2 protein-coding genes are annotated in these 2,480 nt (G+C 43.8%); one reads left to right on the top strand and one right to left on the bottom strand.

The genetic code is table 11. The features are described 5' to 3' along the window. The first annotated feature begins 1,044 nt into the window (after nt 1–1,044). Complete coding sequence (locus ABUL11_RS11200; RefSeq protein ID WP_350283933.1) at nt 1,045–1,758, top strand: Npun_F0296 family exosortase-dependent surface protein; 714 nt, start codon at nt 1,045–1,047, stop codon at nt 1,756–1,758. Nucleotides 1,759–2,159: 401 nt separating this feature from the next. Here ABUL11_RS11200 and ABUL11_RS11195 read toward each other — a convergent pair. Next, a partial coding sequence (locus tag ABUL11_RS11195) for a hypothetical protein (RefSeq protein WP_350283932.1) occupies nt 2,160–2,480 on the bottom strand: 321 nt, incomplete at its 5' end.

Genomic DNA, 2,480 nt, shown 5'->3' with positions numbered 1-2,480 from the left:
AATGCTGCTGGGGAGTATAACGACTGCTGCCATTCCGGCTTTAGGAAATTTTAAAGCAAACCTTATTTATGGCTGCTGTCCATTTACGCTGGTATGAACTGACCGGATCGCTACTGGCGTACATGATGTGAGCATGCCGTAGTCATTCTTGCACTCACCCTGGATTTATACCGACAGATTGTAAGAGCATTGCAAACCCTTATCAGGGTGGACACCGTGCTCATCACCGTCATCGAAGGAATGCAGTGTCACATAAACTACAGGTACGCCAGGCTTTTTGATGAGGGATGCCTCACCGGCTTCCTGAAATAGGATAACTGTTCTGAAGATTGATGAAATAGCCGGAAATCTCGAAAAAAAACCAAACTCAAATATCTGCTTCCAAGCCACTGACTGTGAGCCTTTGGAGATGCAGGCGCATCTTCTTTAAATAGATTCCAGACGATGCCTGCGTTATGAGCGCTAACCGTTTTTTCAGCTATCAACGAACCGAATGGCTATATGTCAGCCCGGAAAAAACTCTTTTCATTCATGCGAATTGGCAACTTCTGATAAAGAAATCCCCTGTCATAGGAGGATAACAGGGGATTAAAGGATCCTTATCTACCAGGGAGGGGGAGTTAGGGATCAGAAACTAAATCATGCAGTCATCTTAGCTTTCAATTATTTCAGGAATATTGCAAGCAAAGGAAAGATTAAATGCTTCGCTTAATCCCAGCCTCTTTAAATAATGTTGGCTAAAGCCCATGGGTGGCTAAACAGACTGCACATCACCCGAATTTTCTTCTATTCACGCTTCAAGATACTCATCCACAACCACAAGCGTGGGGAGCATGAGTATCAATCCCTGCCATTCCCCTAAAAATAATTGCACCGAAGAATGTCAGTAAATTTTGCATACTCTTACATACCGGAACCAACATCAATCACAAGATATTGAATATAATAAATAATTATTGTTGGCATGGAATCTGCTAATAGATAAGCACACAGCAAACTGCTGTTTGGTTTATCGATGTAAATAACTTACAAAGGAGATTTAAAATGCGGACAATCAATAAAACAATTGGGCTTTATACGGTAGGAATTTTAATTTCCAGTATTGGAGCAGTAGCTTCCACTACCATGGCGGCAACGATCAATGCAGCTGTGGGAGGCGTACCAACTGGTGCAAGTATTTATGAAAATTTCGATTCTCTTGCAAGTACAGGCGGCACGACAGCAAATGGCATTTCCGTCACATTCAGTGGCCCGGATGCTGGCGTTGCAACTCTACCAAACGTATCAGGAATATATGCTGCCCCTTATATTTCAAACAGTAACGGTACATTGTTTGGTAATGCTCAAACCAATGGCCAGAATGAAACACAATACCTGACTACTGGCATAGGTTCAGTAACACTGGATTTAGGTGATTATCACCAATACTTCGGGCTGCTGTGGGGCTCAGTTGACAATTACAATACATTGTCTTTCTATGATGGCACCACGCTTCTTTTCAGTTTTACCGGAGCAGATGTCAACACATTAGCCAATGGCGATCAGGGTGCTGACGGTACATTTTATGTCAACATCAATTCCGATACTGCATTTAACAGGGTGATCGCCACAAGTAGTCAGTATGCGTTTGAATTTGATAATGTAGCTCTTGCTGAACAACCTATTGAGTTTCCGGCAGAAATACCACTGCCCGGTACACTTCCGCTGTTGGGTATCGGTCTGCTGATGAATGGTGTAATCCGCCGATTCGTCCGTTGATCAAAAACCCTTAAGGTGGATAAAGTACCAAGTTACGTTATCCAAGAAGCCACCTTCAAAGATAGTGAGATAGAACAAAAGGATGGGGGATGTAGTACAAAAAGGAGAACCCCCTGCCACTAGGGGTAATGGCGGGGGTGGGTTCTGCCAGAACGGCAGATATCAGGGATGTGAGTCGCCTCACACAAATATGCTACTGCAGAATAAAAATTATCATCTCAAGAAAAGAAGGCTTTTTATTACTTTTATCTTCGATATGATCACACTTATCTTACCTCTACTTGCTGTTTGTAACTTATAGAGGTTCCCCCTCATTTAAGCGGATGGTTCTAAAAAGGTGGGAAATGCCCAATCACTTCTCAACTCCGCGCCGCATTCACGAATTGCAATTGCGGAACTAATTAAGAATCACAAAAAGAGTAGAATCTGCCAAAAGTATAATGAAAAACACCCAACCTAGATGAGTTGGGCGTTTGAAGTATGGAGAAATCCGGAAGCGTTTCAAACCAACTTTTCTCAATCCTGCAAGACTGGAACGAAATCTTGAAGGGCATATCGCTGGAGACTGCCCGCAACCCTGACTCCTTAACCCGCCGGAGACGGAGAAAGTCGGAACGGATGTTTTCACGCAGGCGATCAGCCGCATTGAAGAACGCATGCACTTGCAGGATCAACCGCGCGTGATCGTCTTTCACGAGAAAGAAGGCAGACGCCATGCGCAC

This window comes from Nitrosomonas sp., from assembly GCF_040256045.1.
In the GTDB taxonomy this organism is placed as follows: Bacteria; Pseudomonadota; Gammaproteobacteria; order Burkholderiales; family Nitrosomonadaceae; genus Nitrosomonas.
The sequence above is the reverse complement of the archived record's forward strand: the minus strand, read 5'-3'. Positions and strand labels throughout refer to the sequence as shown.